14 protein-coding genes and 1 tRNA gene are annotated in these 17,393 nt (G+C 48.3%); 11 read left to right on the top strand and 4 right to left on the bottom strand.

Annotated elements, in window-relative coordinates:
• Positions 1 to 84: 84 nt before the first annotated feature.
• On the bottom strand, positions 85 to 714 hold the full coding sequence (locus A0G03_RS06200; RefSeq protein ID WP_048258709.1) for a DUF2589 domain-containing protein: 630 nt from the start codon (positions 712 to 714) through the stop codon (positions 85 to 87).
• 315 nt (positions 715 to 1,029) lie between these two features.
• Between A0G03_RS06200 and A0G03_RS06195 the strand changes: the two genes are divergently transcribed.
• Positions 1,030 to 4,128 (top strand): non-ribosomal peptide synthetase, encoded by a 3,099-nt coding sequence (locus tag A0G03_RS06195; protein ID WP_223250553.1) that lies wholly within the window; start codon positions 1,030 to 1,032, stop codon positions 4,126 to 4,128.
• 137 nt (positions 4,129 to 4,265) lie between these two features.
• Here the strand turns inward: A0G03_RS06195 and A0G03_RS06190 are convergent, their stop codons facing one another.
• Genes A0G03_RS06190 through A0G03_RS06180 form a run of 3 tightly spaced genes read right to left on the bottom strand, consistent with a single transcriptional unit; the run spans position 4,266 to position 5,791 of the window.
• Positions 4,266 to 4,697, bottom strand: coding sequence for a hypothetical protein (locus tag A0G03_RS06190; protein ID WP_048258711.1), 432 nt, complete (start codon positions 4,695 to 4,697; stop codon positions 4,266 to 4,268).
• Positions 4,698 to 4,752: 55 nt separating this feature from the next.
• On the bottom strand, positions 4,753 to 5,205 hold the full coding sequence (locus tag A0G03_RS06185) for a lysozyme (RefSeq protein ID WP_048258712.1): 453 nt from the start codon (positions 5,203 to 5,205) through the stop codon (positions 4,753 to 4,755).
• Positions 5,198 to 5,791: a DUF2589 domain-containing protein gene (locus tag A0G03_RS06180; RefSeq protein ID WP_048258713.1), complete on the bottom strand. Its 594-nt coding sequence runs from the start codon at positions 5,789 to 5,791 to the stop codon at positions 5,198 to 5,200. Before A0G03_RS06180 ends, A0G03_RS06185 begins: the two co-directional genes overlap by 8 nt.
• A 430-nt stretch (positions 5,792 to 6,221) precedes the next feature.
• On the opposite strand from A0G03_RS06180, the gene A0G03_RS06175 reads away from it, so the two are divergent.
• The 10 genes from A0G03_RS06175 (at position 6,222) to nlpI (ending at position 17,374) form a co-directional block, all read left to right on the top strand.
• On the top strand, positions 6,222 to 6,836 hold the full coding sequence (locus A0G03_RS06175) for a response regulator transcription factor (RefSeq protein ID WP_048258714.1): 615 nt from the start codon (positions 6,222 to 6,224) through the stop codon (positions 6,834 to 6,836).
• Positions 6,837 to 7,146: 310 nt separating this feature from the next.
• Positions 7,147 to 7,223, top strand: a tRNA-Met gene (locus A0G03_RS06170).
• 216 nt (positions 7,224 to 7,439) lie between these two features.
• Complete coding sequence (gene rimP / locus A0G03_RS06165; protein WP_010279686.1) at positions 7,440 to 7,892, top strand: ribosome maturation factor RimP; 453 nt, start codon at positions 7,440 to 7,442, stop codon at positions 7,890 to 7,892.
• A 21-nt stretch (positions 7,893 to 7,913) separates the two neighbouring features.
• Positions 7,914 to 9,443: a transcription termination factor NusA gene (gene nusA, locus A0G03_RS06160; protein ID WP_048258715.1), complete on the top strand. Its 1,530-nt coding sequence runs from the start codon at positions 7,914 to 7,916 to the stop codon at positions 9,441 to 9,443.
• A gap of 25 nt (positions 9,444 to 9,468) precedes the next feature.
• Complete coding sequence (gene infB, locus A0G03_RS06155; RefSeq protein ID WP_048258716.1) at positions 9,469 to 12,171, top strand: translation initiation factor IF-2; 2,703 nt, start codon at positions 9,469 to 9,471, stop codon at positions 12,169 to 12,171.
• Between the two features lie 74 nt (positions 12,172 to 12,245).
• Entirely contained in the window at positions 12,246 to 12,644 is a 399-nt protein-coding gene (rbfA, locus tag A0G03_RS06150) for a 30S ribosome-binding factor RbfA (RefSeq protein ID WP_005971529.1), read from the top strand.
• On the top strand, positions 12,644 to 13,588 hold the full coding sequence (gene truB, locus A0G03_RS06145; protein WP_048258717.1) for a tRNA pseudouridine(55) synthase TruB: 945 nt from the start codon (positions 12,644 to 12,646) through the stop codon (positions 13,586 to 13,588). Before rbfA ends, truB begins: the two co-directional genes overlap by 1 nt.
• Before the next feature lie 123 nt (positions 13,589 to 13,711).
• Positions 13,712 to 13,981, top strand: a complete 270-nt coding sequence (rpsO, locus tag A0G03_RS06140) for a 30S ribosomal protein S15 (RefSeq protein ID WP_010279698.1) — start codon at positions 13,712 to 13,714, stop codon at positions 13,979 to 13,981.
• A 250-nt stretch (positions 13,982 to 14,231) separates the two neighbouring features.
• The gene (gene pnp / locus A0G03_RS06135) at positions 14,232 to 16,352 is read left to right on the top strand and encodes a polyribonucleotide nucleotidyltransferase (RefSeq protein ID WP_048258718.1); all 2,121 of its coding nucleotides are present in this window, start codon (positions 14,232 to 14,234) and stop codon (positions 16,350 to 16,352) included.
• Between the two features lie 137 nt (positions 16,353 to 16,489).
• On the top strand, positions 16,490 to 17,374 hold the full coding sequence (gene nlpI / locus A0G03_RS06130; protein ID WP_048258719.1) for a lipoprotein NlpI: 885 nt from the start codon (positions 16,490 to 16,492) through the stop codon (positions 17,372 to 17,374).
• The last annotated feature ends 19 nt before the right edge of the window (positions 17,375 to 17,393 follow it).

Here is a 17,393-nt window from a genome sequence, read left to right as displayed (position 1 = left end):
GGTGATGCCAGGGGTCACGCCAGGCATCCTTTTACGCGTTATGCAGGTACGGCATGCACTATGCCGCTGAGTAATGTGTTTTGATTATGACGATGCTTCTTGCTGCTCCGTAGACGCTGGTGGCGCGGCGTTTTCCGCTGTTTGTGGCGTACTTTTTTCTGTGGGAGTGCTTGGCCTGGTTGCAGCATCGGTCAGGAAATCGATGACACGCATGAGCGCTTCAGGCGCAGGCTGGCGTTTTACCTGTGTGTGAATGCTGTATTTGGCGCGCGTGTCCGTAGTCCGGGTCTGCGCTGATTTGTGTGATACCCGACCGGCCATTTTGACCTTGAAAGCCCCCCATCCCAGTGAAGCCGCCAGATTGCCGTCTTCTCCTGTGTCATCGGATGAAGATTCACTCTGTGTCACTTCAAGCTCGAAATCGATTGTCCCTTCTTCAATAGAAATGATCGGATGGGTAATCGCGGCAATCAGCGGTATGCGCATCGTTTTCGTCACCGCGCCTTTTGCTACGCCACTTTCATCAATCAGTGTCTCGTCGTAATCGAATTGGATGGCGACGGCTTTATTATTCTGAATGCATACGGATAATAGAAAATCCGTGTAGGCCTTGCTGGCTTGAACCTGTGCGTTAATCATTGCCTGTAATGGCCCGCTAATCATATTTTCCAGCGGTAACGCATTAATAACAGAACCGATAAATTGTGAATCCATCGGAGCCTCCAATTATCTGCAAATAGGGTGTGATGCACTGTCAATAAAAAATAGCAAAGGGAAGGGGAAATAATACCCGTCAGGGTACGGGGAACCTGTCGAATTCTGGCGTAGTCCTTTTGGTATATAGGCAATCATGTCTTTTATTTGTTAAACCCATACTCAGGCATACGTGTTATTCCGCGAGCCTTTCCTGGTATTGGTATAGCGAACCCATCGATTTGTACAATATTAATTATCACCGCATGAGATACCGGAATTCGCGTTAGATCCATTCCCGCAAAAAAAAGCATCCTTTTACAATATGGAAGGAAAATGATGAAAAGTAGAAAAGCCGTCTTTGAAATTATCTCTGAATGGTCATTGAAAAATCCCAATAAGACTGCGGTGGAATTTAATGGCGATAGGTTGAGTTATCAACAGTTAGAAGCACACTCGCGCCTGTTGGCCGATTATTTGTTATCACACTATCCGGATAATAAACGTGGCAGAATTGCCGTCTATCTGGAACCTGGCGTCATGATGCCCGTGGTCTTACTGGCTATTTTAAAGGCTGGACACACCTACGTTCCTCTCTCTCATTTTCATCCGTCAGAAAGAATAATTCAGATCCTTGATGATTCTTCGGCGTTTTTACTTATCTCGACGCGAACGATGGTAAATAAAACAGCTATCGATAAGGTTTCTCCCTCCACGCTTGCACTAGAGGATATTCATTATCCCGATGAACCTGTGGCGGTGTTACCACCCGTTTGCGAAAACGATCTCGCTTATATTCTCTATACCTCTGGTTCTACAGGGAAGCCAAAAGGGGTGGCTATTGAACACCGGAACCTGAGCTATTATCTGAACTGGTTTAATGAGGATGTGTGGCCAGAGACCCGTGCGACGCTCCCTTTGACATCGACACTCAGCTTTGCCGCCGCCGTGACACAGCTCTATGCGCCTTTATTACGCGGCGACACTCTCTTTATTTTGCCTGCCGATAGCTTGAATGAGCCGGAAGTTTTATTACGCTGGCATCAACAGCATCCGGACGGGGCTATTTACTGCGTACCGACCGTTTGGGATGAACTGCTGCGCTATCAGAAATCTTCTTCTCACGCATGGGCTTTACCTAAAACGGTCTTTCTCTCTGGCGAACCCGTCTCTTTTGATTTGAAAGAGCGCACGTTCCAGCAAATCCCTGATGTTAGGCTCTTTAATCTGTATGGCCCGACGGAAACGACGGCCAACTGCTCGTTTGCTGAATTAAAACTGGGGAAAAGTGTGACGCTCGGTAAGGCACTGCGTGGCAGCGAAATTCTGATCGTGGATGAGAGTCTGCTCCCCGTATCTGAAGGGGAAGAGGGGGAGATTTGCGCTATCGGTGAAGGCGTTGCCCGCGGCTACATTAACCGCGATGAACTCACTCAACAGCGTTTCTTTACCCATGTCAGCGGTGATAAAAGCTATTGGGGACATCGCACCGGCGACCTAGGGAAAAGGACGCCGGATGGGGAGATCCTATATCTGGGACGTATCGATCGGCAGATTAAGATTAATGGTATTCGTATCGAACCTGAAGAGGTCGAAATCGTTTTACGTCAGCATGCGGATATCGATAAGGCGCTGGTGCGGCCGATTCAGGAAAATGGGCGTCAGCGTTTGGTGGCCTATCTGGTGAGTCGTAATCCATCGCTTGCGACGAACGACCTGCGCCGATTCTTGCAAGACAAGCTGCCGAGAGCGATGCATCCGTCCCATTTTATTATGCTGGAAACCTTACCTAAACTGCCTAATGGAAAACTGGATGTGAGCCGGCTCCCGGCGCCTTGTCCGCAGCGCCCTGAGCTAGGATACCCTTTTAAAACCGCAGGTAATGAGCTGGAACAGGAACTGATTGATATTTGGCAGGAGGTGCTTGGCTTTCGTGAACTCGGTGCCAACGACAACTTTTTTGATTTAGGGGGCGATTCACTTCAGGCGATGAAAGCCAGGCTACTGATTCGCAAACGGCTGTTTAGCGAAATTGATTACCCACTATTTTTCAACAACGCGACGCCCCATTTACTTGCTTTCATCGTTCCTTACTATGTTAACGATGATGAGCCCGCGTTTGATGAGAGTGAAACGGATATCGAGGCACTCGCGCCATCATCGCAGCAGCGCTATTTTCTAACGCTGGATCAGCTCAGCCCAGAGCCATCGGTCTATCAATTAGCTTTTCGTCTGACGGTAGAGGGCACGCTGGATGAGTCTGCCGTGGAATGGAGTCTCCGGCGTATTTTGGAAGGTAACCCGGTGCTGCGAACCCGCTTTGATCTGGACAGGATGCAATGCCTTGAAGGGGATTATCCGATCGAGGCGATTCCGATTGAACGACTGACGGCTCTCCCTCCTGGTGGGTTGGCCAATACGCTGGGTGACCGACAACTGCTGGAGCTGGTCAATACGCCAGAGATGGATGTAGAACATTCGCCGCTCATCTGTTTTCATCTGGTCTCGCTGACGACTCAACGGCATATTCTGCTGGTGCGTGTGCACCATACGGTATTCGACCATGATGCGATTGGATTATTTTTCAATCAATTTGTTGAATATATCCGGGCTTATAGCGCGGGTGACCGCAGCTACAAGATAGGCGGTGAGGAACGTTATCTGCATTATCGGCAACAGCAGTTGCGTATCAAAGATAAATGCTATCCGGTAGAGCGCCAGTTCTGGCTGGATAAGATGGAGGATTACCTGACTGCGGGAGCCGATGCGACGGCATTTCCGCTACGTGAAAGCCAGAACGGGGAAAATTATTGGTGCATTTTGTCCGATACGCTAACGCAGGCGATAAAACACTATGCCCAGCAGCATCGCACGACGCCGTTTGTCTGTATGCTGACGGCCTTTACGCTGCTGCTCAAAACAACAGACTATCGACATGTTCCTATCGGTATTCCCGTGTCAAATCGCATGCTGACAGAGAACACCACTACGGTAGGCTGTTTCGTTAACATGGTGACTTACTACGATGATTCGCCAGCTCAGGAATCTTTCAGAACGCTTTTAGCGCGTAACCAGAATAAGATCCATGCCATTTTGGACAATCAGACGTTGCCCTACGATGTATTAATGACTGACGTCCGAGCCAAAGGATGGGCTGATAAGCTGCGTTTCCCTGTCAGCTTTAACTATCTGACGGCAATGCCGCAGGTTGTGCAGATTAATGAGGCTGAGTATCAGATTGCGGATATTGCGAGTCGTCAGGCCCGGTTGGATTTAACGCTCTCTGTTTATGACGATGATGCACTGACGCTGTGTTTTAATTATCAGCAAGCAGCGTTTAAAGCGGAAGATATCGCTGTGTTGTCCCATCAGTACCATCAAATTCTCATGGATATCGTACAGCCAATGACCCCTCTCTTATGCGGTAATCTATAGCTCATGCAAACGAGGCGTCCCGTGCTGAGACGCCTCGTGGAGATGACTGTATGGCTGTGCAAGTGGGGGAAATGATAACAGGAAGGCTGAGAGGCGCCTTCCTGTTATGTGGACGACTTACGGTTGAGGAGAAGTGATTAACGGTCTGATGAGTTTTTGTCATCGGGCGTTTTTTCCCGAGCCTCATTGATCGAATAAACACCTTTCGTTGCTTGTTTTATTTCCGATGCGACATCCAGGATATCGCTATTTTCCCGATAGCTGAAGAAATTTGCCAGCAACGTAACCAGGCCTACGCTAATAGCACCAACCAGATAACCTAATCCTATTGCGTTCTCCATTTTACTGATATTAACGCGCAGCAATTCGGCGATAATTCCTACCAGTGAAAAGGCCGCTGAAATACTGATGACAATAATAATTAAGGCAGCGACAAACTTGTCATAATTATCCAGTTTTTGTGGCCGCCAAAAGAAAGAAATACTGAGGCCGCCGAATAATCCTGCAACTGATGCAATAATATCACTGATCAGAATGTCATAAATGATAGGGATTTCTGAAGTATCCATAATATATCCACAATGATTTTCTCTATGAAATGGCGAATTTAAAATAGTAGTTTGGCTAGACGGCCTGTAGGAAAAGTGCTTCTTCTGCTTTTCTACGGCGCAGGAGTCCTTCCACGACTTGCTCACCATCTTTGTCCCAGCGTGGAAATTGATCGGCAGCGGCGCTATAGTTGCCCTGATTAAGCAGGCGTAATAATGTCGATTCCGCCAGGTTTTCTACTCCCAGGTTGTAAGTAAATGAGGTTAATGCACCAAATTGATTTCCATTGAGATCAACTTTTACGTATTTCTGAACCCCATTTTCCGCTGTTTTTAAGTCTTGACGTAATAGAAATTCAGCCTCCTGAGAGGTGATTCCATTATCAAAATTCTCATTTGGTAGTATTAAATGTCCGTATCCAATGGTCCATCTTCCTGCTGTATCAAGATACTTTGTTAATCTCAATCCTTCAAAGCTCTTAATCAAATTAAGGCCAGCCTCGTTGATTGTATCTGGAATGTTAGCCATTGTTTTTTTCCTCTTGGGTTATTCGGGGGAGAACAAGATTGGTATACTCATCAATTAACCGCATGATGCTTTCTGGTGGTTCGATCGAAGTGAACTGCATTTCTATATCGACGTGTTGACTATTTCGTCCCTTTTTCTCTTTGCCTGAAGGTGAAATGCTGACGTGAAAGTTACTAACGTTATAATCGTCTAAAGGGGAGGCTATTTCGTCCTTGCTGACTGAATCGGTTCTCACCGTCATCTGCACTTTCATTTTTTCCAGCATCAATCCCCTTGGACTAGAAAGGGCGACCAGCGGTAGTTCGACGTGGTGGCGAGAATCGAGCTGAATTGTAATTGTCTTTGGGGTTAACGTGCCATTCGCATCACGTTCAAAAAAAGGATCGAGCGTTTGTTGATATTGGTGGGCAATAAATTGATTGGCGGCGGTAGCTGCGTGCTGCATGCCGCGAGCAATGTCTGCTAGTGTCATTGCCTTTGATGACGTAACGTGATTATTCAACGTGGCGTGATTGTTTTTCTCTTGGCTATTATCAATATTATCTGGTTTTTTATTTTTTCCCGTGATCCAATTTTTGAATGACATTCTCTCACCTTATCTTATTTTTTCAGTTGCTAAACGTAAACAATCTGAAGGGAAATAAATAATAATTTGAGAAAACGTTAACAACTAATGAAAGGGAAACATATCCGTCATTGTGTTGGATATAGAATGAAATGTGTCATAGGCCATTTTCCTACGAATTGATAATTCATTGCGTTAATCTTTATGTGTTTATGAAATGATTACATCATTATAATTTATTTTGAGGTACCATTATTATTGGTAATGGTATTCCTCCGTGGTTTCTTATCTGAAATTATCATGTCAGTATGCGCTAATAGATATGAAAATGTCCATAAGGTAAACGGCGTATGCCAAATAGCGTGACATTGTTTTTTCAAGATAGGCTAAAACTTCTTAGAGGATTTTTTAAATATAGCATTTTAAAATAAATGTAAATGGAGATTGCACAGTGAATGTTGTTATTATCGATAAATCCCCTATTTTTATTCATGGTCTATCTGTTGGGCTGAATGATTTCATGCGCGATGTTAATATTGTTGGCGTAAATGATATTGACAATGTATGGCCTTGCCTTGAGGGGATGAACAACGCTTTTATTTTACTAAATTGTAATAAAGAAAATGGACAGTACAGCCTTTTTCTTGAAACTCTTCATGAGAAATATGTTGGTGTCAGCGTGATTATTATGGTTGATGTTATTGAAAAGCATGTTTTGAATAATTACCTGAAACACCATGTTATGGGCGTCATTCTTAAAACATCACCCGTTGATTCGATTGCTCAGGCATTAAAAACAGTGTCGATGGGGATGGTCTGTCTGCCGGATGATGGGGTGGTCTATGAAGGGTGGAGTGTAGATAACAGCGTAAAAGGCAAACTCAGTGAAAGACAGCATGAGGTTTTGCAACTGATTGCATCAGGTGCTTCTAATAAACAAATTAGTCGGACATTAAACATCAGCGCAGGAACCGTGAAGTCACATTTGGAGTCGATTTTCAGACGACTTAATGTGCGTAACAGAACGCAGGCTGCGATCGTGTTGTTAGAAGAAGAACGAAGATAAGTTTTATTTATTGCATCATTTAGATTTAGTTATTGTTTGATTTAAGCATCAGGGAATCTTCATCGCATCATCTCTTTCTGCCGCCCTTGGCAGTAGGTCTTTCCTCAATGGTTGACCAGCTTTGTGGCTAACGTGACGATACAAGATCTGCCCACAAAACGTGGAGTGCAATTGCGCGATGGCCGCGACCAGGCGACCCGCGTTTGTTGACAAAAGAACGCATTCCGCGTATAAAAATCGGCTTCGAACCAATCCTATGGATGACTTGCATTTATGCAGTTGTCAGCGTAGTATTTGCCAAGTTTTCGGACGCGGGGTGGAGCAGCTTGGTAGCTCGTCGGGCTCATAACCCGAAGGTCGTCGGTTCAAATCCGGCCCCCGCAACCACTTAACTTCCAGTAAAGTGTTTTTTCAAATACGTTCTTCACTCAATTTCTATCTCTTTTTGCAGTGATTTTTGAAAAAATCCTTCACCGAAGTTATGCCGCGTTGTCAGCGGTATTAGGGTCCAGTTGCATAAAGCCCCGATTTATCGGGGTTTTTTGTTATTTGGCAACAAACAACTGGGCTATTAGGCCCTTTTTTTATGTCTTGGGGGTGGACTTGTCCACATTAGAGCAAAAATTAACAGAGATGATTTCAGCACCCGTTGCCGCATTAGGCTACGAATTGGTTGGGATTGAGTTCATCCGCAGTCGTCAATCGACGCTGCGTATCTATATTGATAGTGAAGATGGGATCACTGTTGATGATTGTGCTGATGTCAGCCACCAGGTCAGTGCGGTATTGGACGTAGAAGATCCAATCACTGTCGCCTATAACCTGGAAGTTTCGTCTCCAGGGCTTGAGCGTCCCTTATTCACGGCGGCACATTATCTGCATTTCGTCGGTGAAGAGGTGACAGTGGTGCTGCGTATGGCAGTCCAGAATCGCCGTAAATGGTTGGGTGTGATCAAAGCTGTTGACGGCGAAATGATCACCATAACAGTGGAAGGCAAAGATGAAGTATTCGCGCTGAGCAACATTCAGAAAGCGAATCTTGTACCCCACTTTTAAAGTTTGGATGAGGCAACTAGGATGAACAAAGAGATTCTGGCTGTTGTTGAAGCAGTTTCCAATGAGAAATCCCTTCCGCGCGAGAAGATTTTTGAAGCGTTGGAAACCGCACTGGCGACAGCGACCAAGAAAAAATATGAGCAGGAAATTGATGTGCGCGTCAGTATCGATCGCAAAACGGGCGATTTTGATACCTTCCGTCGTTGGTTAGTGGTGAATGAAGTCACTCAGCCAACTCGCGAAATTACACTTGATGCCGCGCAATTTGAAGATCCTTCGCTTGATGTTGGCGGTTACGTTGAAGATCAAATCGAATCCGTAACCTTTGACCGCATCACGACGCAAACGGCAAAACAGGTTATCGTACAGAAAGTTCGTGAAGCTGAACGTGCGATGGTTGTTGATCAGTTCCGTGAACAAGAAGGCGAAATTATCACCGGTGTCGTGAAGAAGGTGAACCGTGATAATATTTCGCTCGAAGTCAGACCTATTGATGGTTCGAACACCAGTGCAGAAGCGGTAATTGGCCGTGAAGATATGCTGCCTCGTGAAAACTTCCGCCCTGGCGACCGTATTCGTGGCGTACTGTACTCTGTTCGCCCTGAAGCTCGCGGTGCTCAACTGTTTGTCAGCCGTTCCCGTCCGGAAATGCTGGTTGAACTCTTCCGCATTGAAGTGCCAGAAATCGGTGAAGAAGTTATCGAGATTAAGGCAGCGGCCCGTGATCCGGGTTCACGTGCGAAAATTGCAGTGAAGACGAATGACAAGCGTATCGATCCTGTCGGTGCTTGTGTTGGTATGCGCGGTGCACGTGTACAAGCTGTCTCCAGTGAACTGGGCGGCGAGCGTATTGACATCATTCTGTGGGATGATAATCCTGCGCAGTTTGTGATCAATGCAATGGCACCTGCCGATGTGGTATCGATCGTGGTTGATGAAGATACCTACACGATGGATATCGCCGTTGAGTCGAGCAATCTGGCTCAGGCGATTGGTCGAAACGGGCAGAACGTCCGTCTGGCTTCCCAACTGTTGAAACAGCATCGTTCAGACGATCGTTGGGAACTGAACGTGATGACAGTGGAAGATCTTCAAGCCAAGCATCAGGCCGAAGCACATGCTGCAATCGACGTCTTTACCAAGCACCTTGATATTGACGAAGAGTTTGCCACTGTGCTGGTTGAAGAAGGTTTCTCCTCACTTGAAGAACTGGCCTATGTGCCAATCAAGGAACTGTTGGCCATCGAAGGCCTTGATGAAGAAACCGTTGAAGCATTGCGTGAGCGTGCTAAAGCTGCATTAACAACGCTGGCACTGGCGCATGAAGAGAGCCTTGGTGACGGTCAACCTGCTGAAGACTTGCTTAGCTTGCCTGGGCTGTCGCGTGAGTTGGCGTTCAAGCTTGCTGCGATCGGTGTTTGTACGCTGGAAGATCTTGCTGAACAGGGCGTTGACGACCTGACAGATATTGAAGAGCTCAATGATGAGCAAGCGGGCGAATTGATTATGGCCGCACGTAATATCTGTTGGTTTGGCGACGACAACGAATAACGAACTGTAGCAGGAAAGGAACAGCATGACAGATGTAACCGTAAAATCGCTGGCCGCAGAGATTCAAACTCCGGTTGACCGCCTGGTACAGCAGTTTGCTGATGCGGGAATGACCAAGTCTGCATCGGACTCTGTGACCCAGCATGAAAAAGAAACGTTATTAGCGCATTTGAACCGCGATCGCGGTAATGCGCCGAGTAAATTGACGCTGCAACGCAAAACGCGCAGCACGTTAAATGTCCCTAGCACCGGCGGTAAAAGTAAGTCGGTGCAGATCGAAGTCCGCAAGACACGCACTTATGTAAAACGCGATCCGATTGAGGCCCAACAGGCTGAAGAGGAAGAGCAGGCACGGCGTGAAGCGGAAGAACAGGCACAACGTGCCGCTGAAGAGCAGGCTAAACGCGAGGCCGATCTGCGCGAAGCCGCTGAGAAAGCGAAGCGTGCTGCCGACGAGCAAGCCAAACGTGAAGCCGCTGAAAAAGCTAAGCGTGATGTAGCGGAAAAAGAAAAAGTGACGAACCAACAAAACGAAAATATGACCAAGCCGGCTCAGTCTGAGAAAGCGAAACGTGAAGCGGAAGCTGCCGAACTTAAGCGTAAAGCAGAAGAAACTGCACGTCTTAAAGTTGAAGAAGAAGCACGTCGTATTGCTGAAGAAGCTCGCCGTATGGCTGAAGAAAACGCCGGGCGTTGGGAAGCGGAAAGCGCGACTAAACCTGAAGAATCTGCCGATTATCACGTGACGACGTCTCATCATGCCCGTGAAGCGGAAGATGAAAACGACCGTCAGGTTGAAGGTGAACGCCGTACCCGCACCCGTGCTGCGAAAGTAACCAAGCAGAAGAAAGGCAATCGCCAGTCTGAGTCCAAAGCTGACCGCGAAGAAGCGCGTGCCGTTACCCGTGGCGGTAAAGGCAAGCGTAAGCCAAGCTCACTGCAACAGAGCTTCAATAAGCCTGTTCAGGCGGTTAACCGCGATGTTGTAATTGGTGAAACCGTTACCGTAGCTGAACTGGCTAACAAAATGGCCGTTAAAGGCTCTCAGGTCATCAAAACGATGATGAAGCTGGGTGCGATGGCAACCATCAACCAGGTCATCGACCAGGAAACCGCGCAACTCGTTGCGGAAGAGATGGGCCATAAAGTTATCCTGCGTCGTGAGAACGAGCTGGAAGAAGCGGTAATGAGCGACCGTGACATGGGCGTGGCAGCAGAATCCCGCGCGCCAGTCGTGACTATCATGGGTCACGTTGACCACGGTAAAACCTCACTGCTTGACTATATCCGTTCAACTAAAGTAGCAGCAGGTGAAGCGGGTGGTATTACCCAGCACATCGGTGCTTACCACGTTGAAACTGACAACGGTATGATTACGTTCCTGGATACACCGGGACACGCCGCGTTTACCGCAATGCGTGCTCGTGGTGCTCAGGCTACGGATATCGTGGTACTGGTTGTGGCGGCGGACGATGGCGTGATGCCTCAGACAATCGAAGCTATCCAGCACGCGAAAGCGGCTAAGGTTCCGGTTGTTGTTGCAGTAAACAAAATCGATAAGCCAGATGCCGATCCGGACCGTGTGAAAACCGAGTTGTCTCAGTACGGTATCATGCCGGAAGAGTGGGGCGGTGAATCTCAGTTTGTCCACGTATCTGCTAAAGCCGGTACGGGTATCGACGAACTGCTGGATGCGATTCTGTTGCAGGCCGAAGTTCTGGAACTGAAAGCCGTCCGCAGCGGCATGGCAAACGGTGTAGTGATCGAATCCTTCCTGGATAAAGGTCGTGGCCCGGTTGCAACCGTACTGGTACGTGAAGGTACGCTGAATAAAGGCGATATCGTTCTGTGCGGCTTTGAATATGGCCGTGTCCGAGCGATGCGTGATGAATTAGGTCGTGAAATTACGTCCGCAGGTCCTTCTATTCCGGTCGAAATTCTCGGTATGTCCGGTGTGCCTGCCGCAGGTGATGAAGCTACGGTAGTTCGTGACGAGAAGAAAGCGCGTGAAGTTGCCTTGTATCGTCAAGGTAAATTCCGTGAAGTCAAACTGGCTCGTCAGCAGAAATCTAAACTGGAAAACATGTTTGCCAACATGACAGAAGGTGAAGTTTCTGAACTGAACATCGTTCTGAAATCTGACGTACAGGGTTCTTGCGAAGCGATTTCCGATTCACTGCAGAAACTGTCTACTGACGAAGTGAAAGTTAAGATTGTCGGTTCCGGTGTGGGCGGTATCACAGAAACGGACGCCACGCTGGCAGCGGCATCGAATGCGATTATCCTTGGCTTTAACGTTCGTGCAGACGCATCAGCTCGCCGTGTCGTTGAAGCTGAAAGCTTGGATCTGCGTTATTACTCCGTCATCTATGATTTGATCGACGAAGTGAAACAGGCGATGAGCGGTATGCTGGCGCCAGAATATAAGCAAGAGATCATCGGTCTGGCCGAAGTGCGTGACGTCTTTAAATCACCGAAATTTGGCGCTGTCGCTGGTTGTATGGTGACTGAAGGTATCGTTAAACGTCACAACAAGATCCGTGTACTGCGTGACAACGTGGTTATCTATGAAGGCGAGCTGGAATCTCTGCGCCGCTTCAAAGATGACGTTAGCGAAGTCCGTAACGGCATGGAATGTGGTATCGCCGTGAAGAACTACAACGACGTTCGCCCAGGCGATATGATCGAAGTCTTTGAAACGATTGAGATCAAACGTACGATCGCGTAATCCGTTTTCAGCGACGACGTAAGTGATTCGTAAGGGGGGCCTAGTGCCCCCCGATTTTTACTGGAGGATTTATCATGGCAAAAGAATTCAGCCGCACCCAGCGCGTTGCGCAGGAAATGCAAAAAGAAATCGCCATTATCATTCAACGTGAAGTGAAAGATCCACGCATCGGCATGGCGACCGTATCCGGTGTGGAAGTTTCTCGCGATCTGGCGTATGCCAAGGTTTTTGTGACCTTCCTGAATGATAACGAGCCAGAGCAAGTTAAAATAGCGGTGAAAGCACTGCAAGATGCGTCTGGTTTTATCCGTATGATGATCGGTAAGGCAATGCGTCTGCGTGTTGTTCCAGAATTAACGTTCTCCTATGACAACTCATTGGTTGAAGGGATGAGAATGTCCAATCTGGTGACCAATGTAGTCAGAAACGATACGGAACGTCGTTCTGTTACGGGCGAAGATCAGGAGGATTAATGAGTCGTCCTCGTCGCCGTGGCCGTGATGTACACGGCGTATTGTTATTAGATAAACCGCAGGGCGTGTCGTCTAATGATGTTTTGCAGAAGGTAAAACGGATTTTTAACGCTAACAGAGCGGGCCATACGGGTGCGTTGGATCCATTAGCAACCGGTATGCTGCCGATTTGCCTTGGGGAAGCGACGAAGTTTTCCCAATACTTGTTGGATTCTGACAAACGCTACCGTGTCATTGCTCGGCTTGGGCAACGAACCGACACCTCTGATGCCGACGGTAATGTGATCGAAGAACGTGCCATTGGTTTTTCTGCTACGGATCTGGAGCAGGCGCTGGAGAGCTTTCGCGGTACCACGCAACAAGTGCCATCTATGTACTCGGCGCTGAAATACCAAGGGCGTAAGCTGTATGAGTATGCTCGTCAGGGGCTGACGGTTCCGCGTGAAGCACGTGAAATTACCGTTTACGAACTTCAGTTCATTCGCTGGGAAGGTGATGAGCTGGAACTGGAGATTCACTGCTCTAAAGGGACGTACATCCGTACCATTATTGACGATCTGGGTGAACAACTAGGCTGTGGCGCGCATGTGATTTATCTGCGCCGCTTGCAGGTTGCGACCTATCCTACCGAAAGAATGGTGACGCTGGAGCAGCTAGCGGCATTGGCCGAGCAGGCTCAGACGCAAGAACACTCACTGTCGCTGAGTCTTGATCCGTTGCTCATGCCAATGGAAAGTCCGGTTATTGATTTCCCTGAAGTGAATTTGCCACCAGTTGTTGCAGGCTATTTGAAGCTGGGACAAGCGGTTCAGGCAGCGAATGCACCATTGAACGGCATGGTGAGAATCACCGAAGGTGACGCGCACAAATTTATCGGAATGGGTGAAATTGACGACGATGGCCGCGTTGCGCCACGGCGTTTGGTTGTTGAGTATCCGGTGTAAACCCGCCCGTTGCTGCCTTGCTATCGCAGAACGCTGAGGGTAGAATAGCGCGGCTTGACTATTGGGTGGCTGAATTAGAGATCGGCGCCTGTTTTTTTATCTATAATGTTTTGGAGTATTACAATGTCTCTAAGTGTTGAAGCTAAAGCTAAAATCGTAGCAGACTTCGGTCGTGGCACTAACGATAGTGGTTCTACTGAAGTTCAGGTTGCTTTGCTGACTGCGCAGATCAACCATCTGCAAGGCCACTTTTCTGAGCACAAAAAAGATCACCACAGCCGTCGTGGTCTGCTGCGTATGGTTTCTCAGCGTCGTAAGCTGCTGGACTACCTGAAGCGTAAAGATGTAGCACGTTACACCAGTCTGATCGAGCGTCTGGGTCTGCGTCGCTAAGTCTTCTGTGTTTCAGTGGGAAGGGGCCTCTTTTGGCCCCTTTCTTCTAGGAAGCATTAGCAAAACAGAGTAGTGTATTGTTGTTAAATATGATCTTTCATTACAGAGGTTCGCGCGGCTAATGAGAGGCTTTATCTGCATAAGCAAGATAAGGGTTGTCATTAGTCGTGAGGATGTAGTGCAAAGGTCGGGAGTTCACTGGTGCGTTTATCTTGAATACGTGTAACGCGCCCCAGCTAAGGATATTATTTTGCTGAATCCGATCGTTCGTAAGTTTCAATATGGTCAGCATACCGTCACATTAGAGACAGGTATGATGGCACGCCAAGCTACCGCCGCTGTGATGGTAAGCATGGATGATACAGCGGTATTCGTTACCGTTGTCGGCGCTAAAACCGCTAAACCCGGACAAAGTTTCTTCCCGTTGACGGTTAACTATCAGGAGCGTACCTACGCTGCTGGACGTTTCCCTGGTGGTTTCTTCCGCCGTGAAGGCCGTCCAAGCGAAGGTGAAACACTGACCTCTCGCCTGATTGACCGCCCAATTCGCCCGCTGTTCCCAGAAGGTTTCCTGAATGAAGTTCAGGTGATTGCGACCGTTGTTTCCGTTAACCCACAGGTTAACCCTGACATCGTCGCCATGATTGGTGCCTCTGCGGCGCTGAGCCTGTCTGGTATTCCGTTCAACGGCCCTATCGGTGTTGCACGCGTCGGCTACCTGAACGACCAGTATGTCCTGAACCCAACGATGGATGAGCTGAAAGAAAGCCGTCTGGATCTGGTGGTTGCAGGTACAGAAGGCGCGGTTCTGATGGTGGAATCCGAAGCTGAAGTGCTGAGTGAAGATCAGATGCTGGGTGCGGTGGTGTTTGGTCACGAGCAACAGCAGATCGTTATCCAGAACATCAACTCACTGGTTGCTGAAGCGGGCAAACCGAAGTGGGAATGGCATGCGCCAGAAGTTAACGTTTCTTTAGAGCAGCGTGTACAGGCGTTGTCTGAAGCACGTCTGGGTGACGCTTACCGCATCACTGAAAAACAAGAGCGTTATGCACAAGTTAACGTCATCAAATCTGATGTTGTTGCTGCGCTGCAAGCCGAAGACGAAACGCTGAATGCTGGTGATATCCAGGAAATTCTGGGTAACGTCGAGAAAAACGTCGTACGTAGCCGCGTGCTGGCTGGCGAACCGCGTATCGATGGCCGTGAAAAAGACATGATTCGTGGTCTGGACGTGCGTACTGGCGTACTGCCGCGTACCCACGGTTCTGCGCTGTTCACCCGTGGTGAAACGCAGGCGTTGGTTACGGCAACGTTGGGTACTGAGCGTGATGCACAGAATATTGACGAACTGACCGGTGAACGTACCGATCGCTTCCTGCTGCACTACAACTTCCCTCCGTACTCTGTCGGTGAGACTGGTATGGTTGGCTCGCCTAAGCGTCGTGAAATTGGTCACGGTCGTCTGGCTAAGCGCGGCGTGCTGGCAGTGATGCCAAAGGCGAACGAATTCCCGTACACCGTGCGTGTGGTATCTGAAATCACGGAATCTAACGGTTCTTCTTCCATGGCGTCTGTCTGCGGTGCTTCTCTGGCACTGATGGATGCAGGTGTGCCAATCAAATCAGCCGTTGCGGGTATCGCGATGGGTCTGGTGAAAGAAGGCGACAACTTTGTTGTTCTGTCCGACATTCTGGGTGACGAAGACCACCTGGGCGATATGGACTTCAAAGTTGCTGGTAGCCGTGAAGGTATTACTGCGCTGCAAATGGATATTAAGATCGAAGGGATTACCCGTGAGATCATGCAGGTTGCTTTGAATCAAGCCAAAGGTGCACGTTTGCACATTCTGGGTGTGATGGAACAAGCAATCAGCACGCCACGTGGCGATATCTCCGAGTTCGCACCGCGTATTCACACCATCAAAATCAGTACCGATAAGATCAAAGATGTAATCGGTAAAGGTGGTTCCGTGATCCGTGCGTTGACTGAAGAGACAGGCACGACCATTGAAATCGAAGACGATGGTACTGTGAAGATCGCTTCAACTGACGGCGAAAAAGCGAAACACGCGATTCGTCGTATTGAAGAGATCACTGCCGAAATCGAAGTCGGCCGCGTGTATCAGGGTAAAGTTACCCGCATCGTTGATTTTGGTGCTTTCGTCGCTATCGGCGGCGGTAAAGAAGGCCTGGTGCATATTTCTCAGATCGCCGATAAGCGCGTAGAGAAAGTGACTGACTATCTGCAGATGGGTCAGGAAGTGCCGGTCAAGGTTCTGGAGGTTGATCGTCAGGGCCGCGTGCGCTTAAGCATCAAAGAAGCAACTGCGCAAACTCAGGAAGCGGCAGCCCCGTCTTCTGAGGAATAACGACTGTTAGAAAACGGTCTTATGGCACCTTGCCTGATTATGGCAAGGTGCTGCATGTATCGTAAGGGTATGGATGTCCTTGCGTTGAGCGGTCCGGGACAGGATGTTCATCCAATGTTTGTCTTCGGGAGTGGGAAATGAAGCCTTTCTTGCGCTGGTGTTATGTTGCAACAGCACTCATGCTGGCAGGATGCAGCAACACGGATTGGCGTAAAGACGCAGTATTGGCGATTCCGTTACAGCCGACTTTACAGCAGGAAGTGATCCTGGCACGCATGGAACAAATCCTTGCAAGCCGGGCATTAACCGATGATGAGCGAGCACAGCTATTATATGAGCGCGGAGTGCTGTATGATAGTCTCGGGTTACGGGCATTGGCGCGGAATGATTTTTCACAAGCGTTGACGATCCGCCCTGATATTCCAGAAGTTTTTAACTATTTGGGTATCTATTTAACGCAGGCAGGCAATTTTGATGCTGCCTATGAAGCGTTTGATTCTGTACTAGAGCTTGATCCAACTTACAATTACGCGCGTTTAAACCGTGGCATCGCTTTGTATTATGGCGGTCGCTATCTGTTAGCGCAGGATGATCTGCTGGCGTTTTATCGAGACGATCCGAATGATCCTTTCCGTTCGTTATGGCTGTATCTTGTGGAGCGAGAAATCAATCCAGAGACGGCCAAAATTGCGTTGAAGAAACGCTATGACGACGTGAAGAAAGGGCCTTGGGGATGGAATATTGTCGAATTCTACCTGGGTAGTATCAGTGAAAAAACACTGATGCAGCGTTTACAGGAAGAAGCTACGGATAACACTTCGCTCGCTGAGCATCTCAGTGAAACTGACTTCTATTTAGGTAAGCACTACCTAAGTCTGGGGGACAAGAACACCGCTTTGGCGCTGTTCAAGCTGACGGTTGCTAACAACGTTCATAACTTTGTTGAGCACCGCTATGCATTGTTGGAATTGGCGCTATTAGGCCAAGAGCAAGACGACCTATCAGGATCGGACCAGCAATAGCTGACGAACACTTAATCAG

The organism is Pectobacterium peruviense (genome assembly GCF_002847345.1).
Taxonomy (GTDB): Bacteria; Pseudomonadota; Gammaproteobacteria; order Enterobacterales; family Enterobacteriaceae; genus Pectobacterium; species Pectobacterium peruviense.
This window is presented reverse-complemented; position numbering and strand designations above follow the sequence as displayed.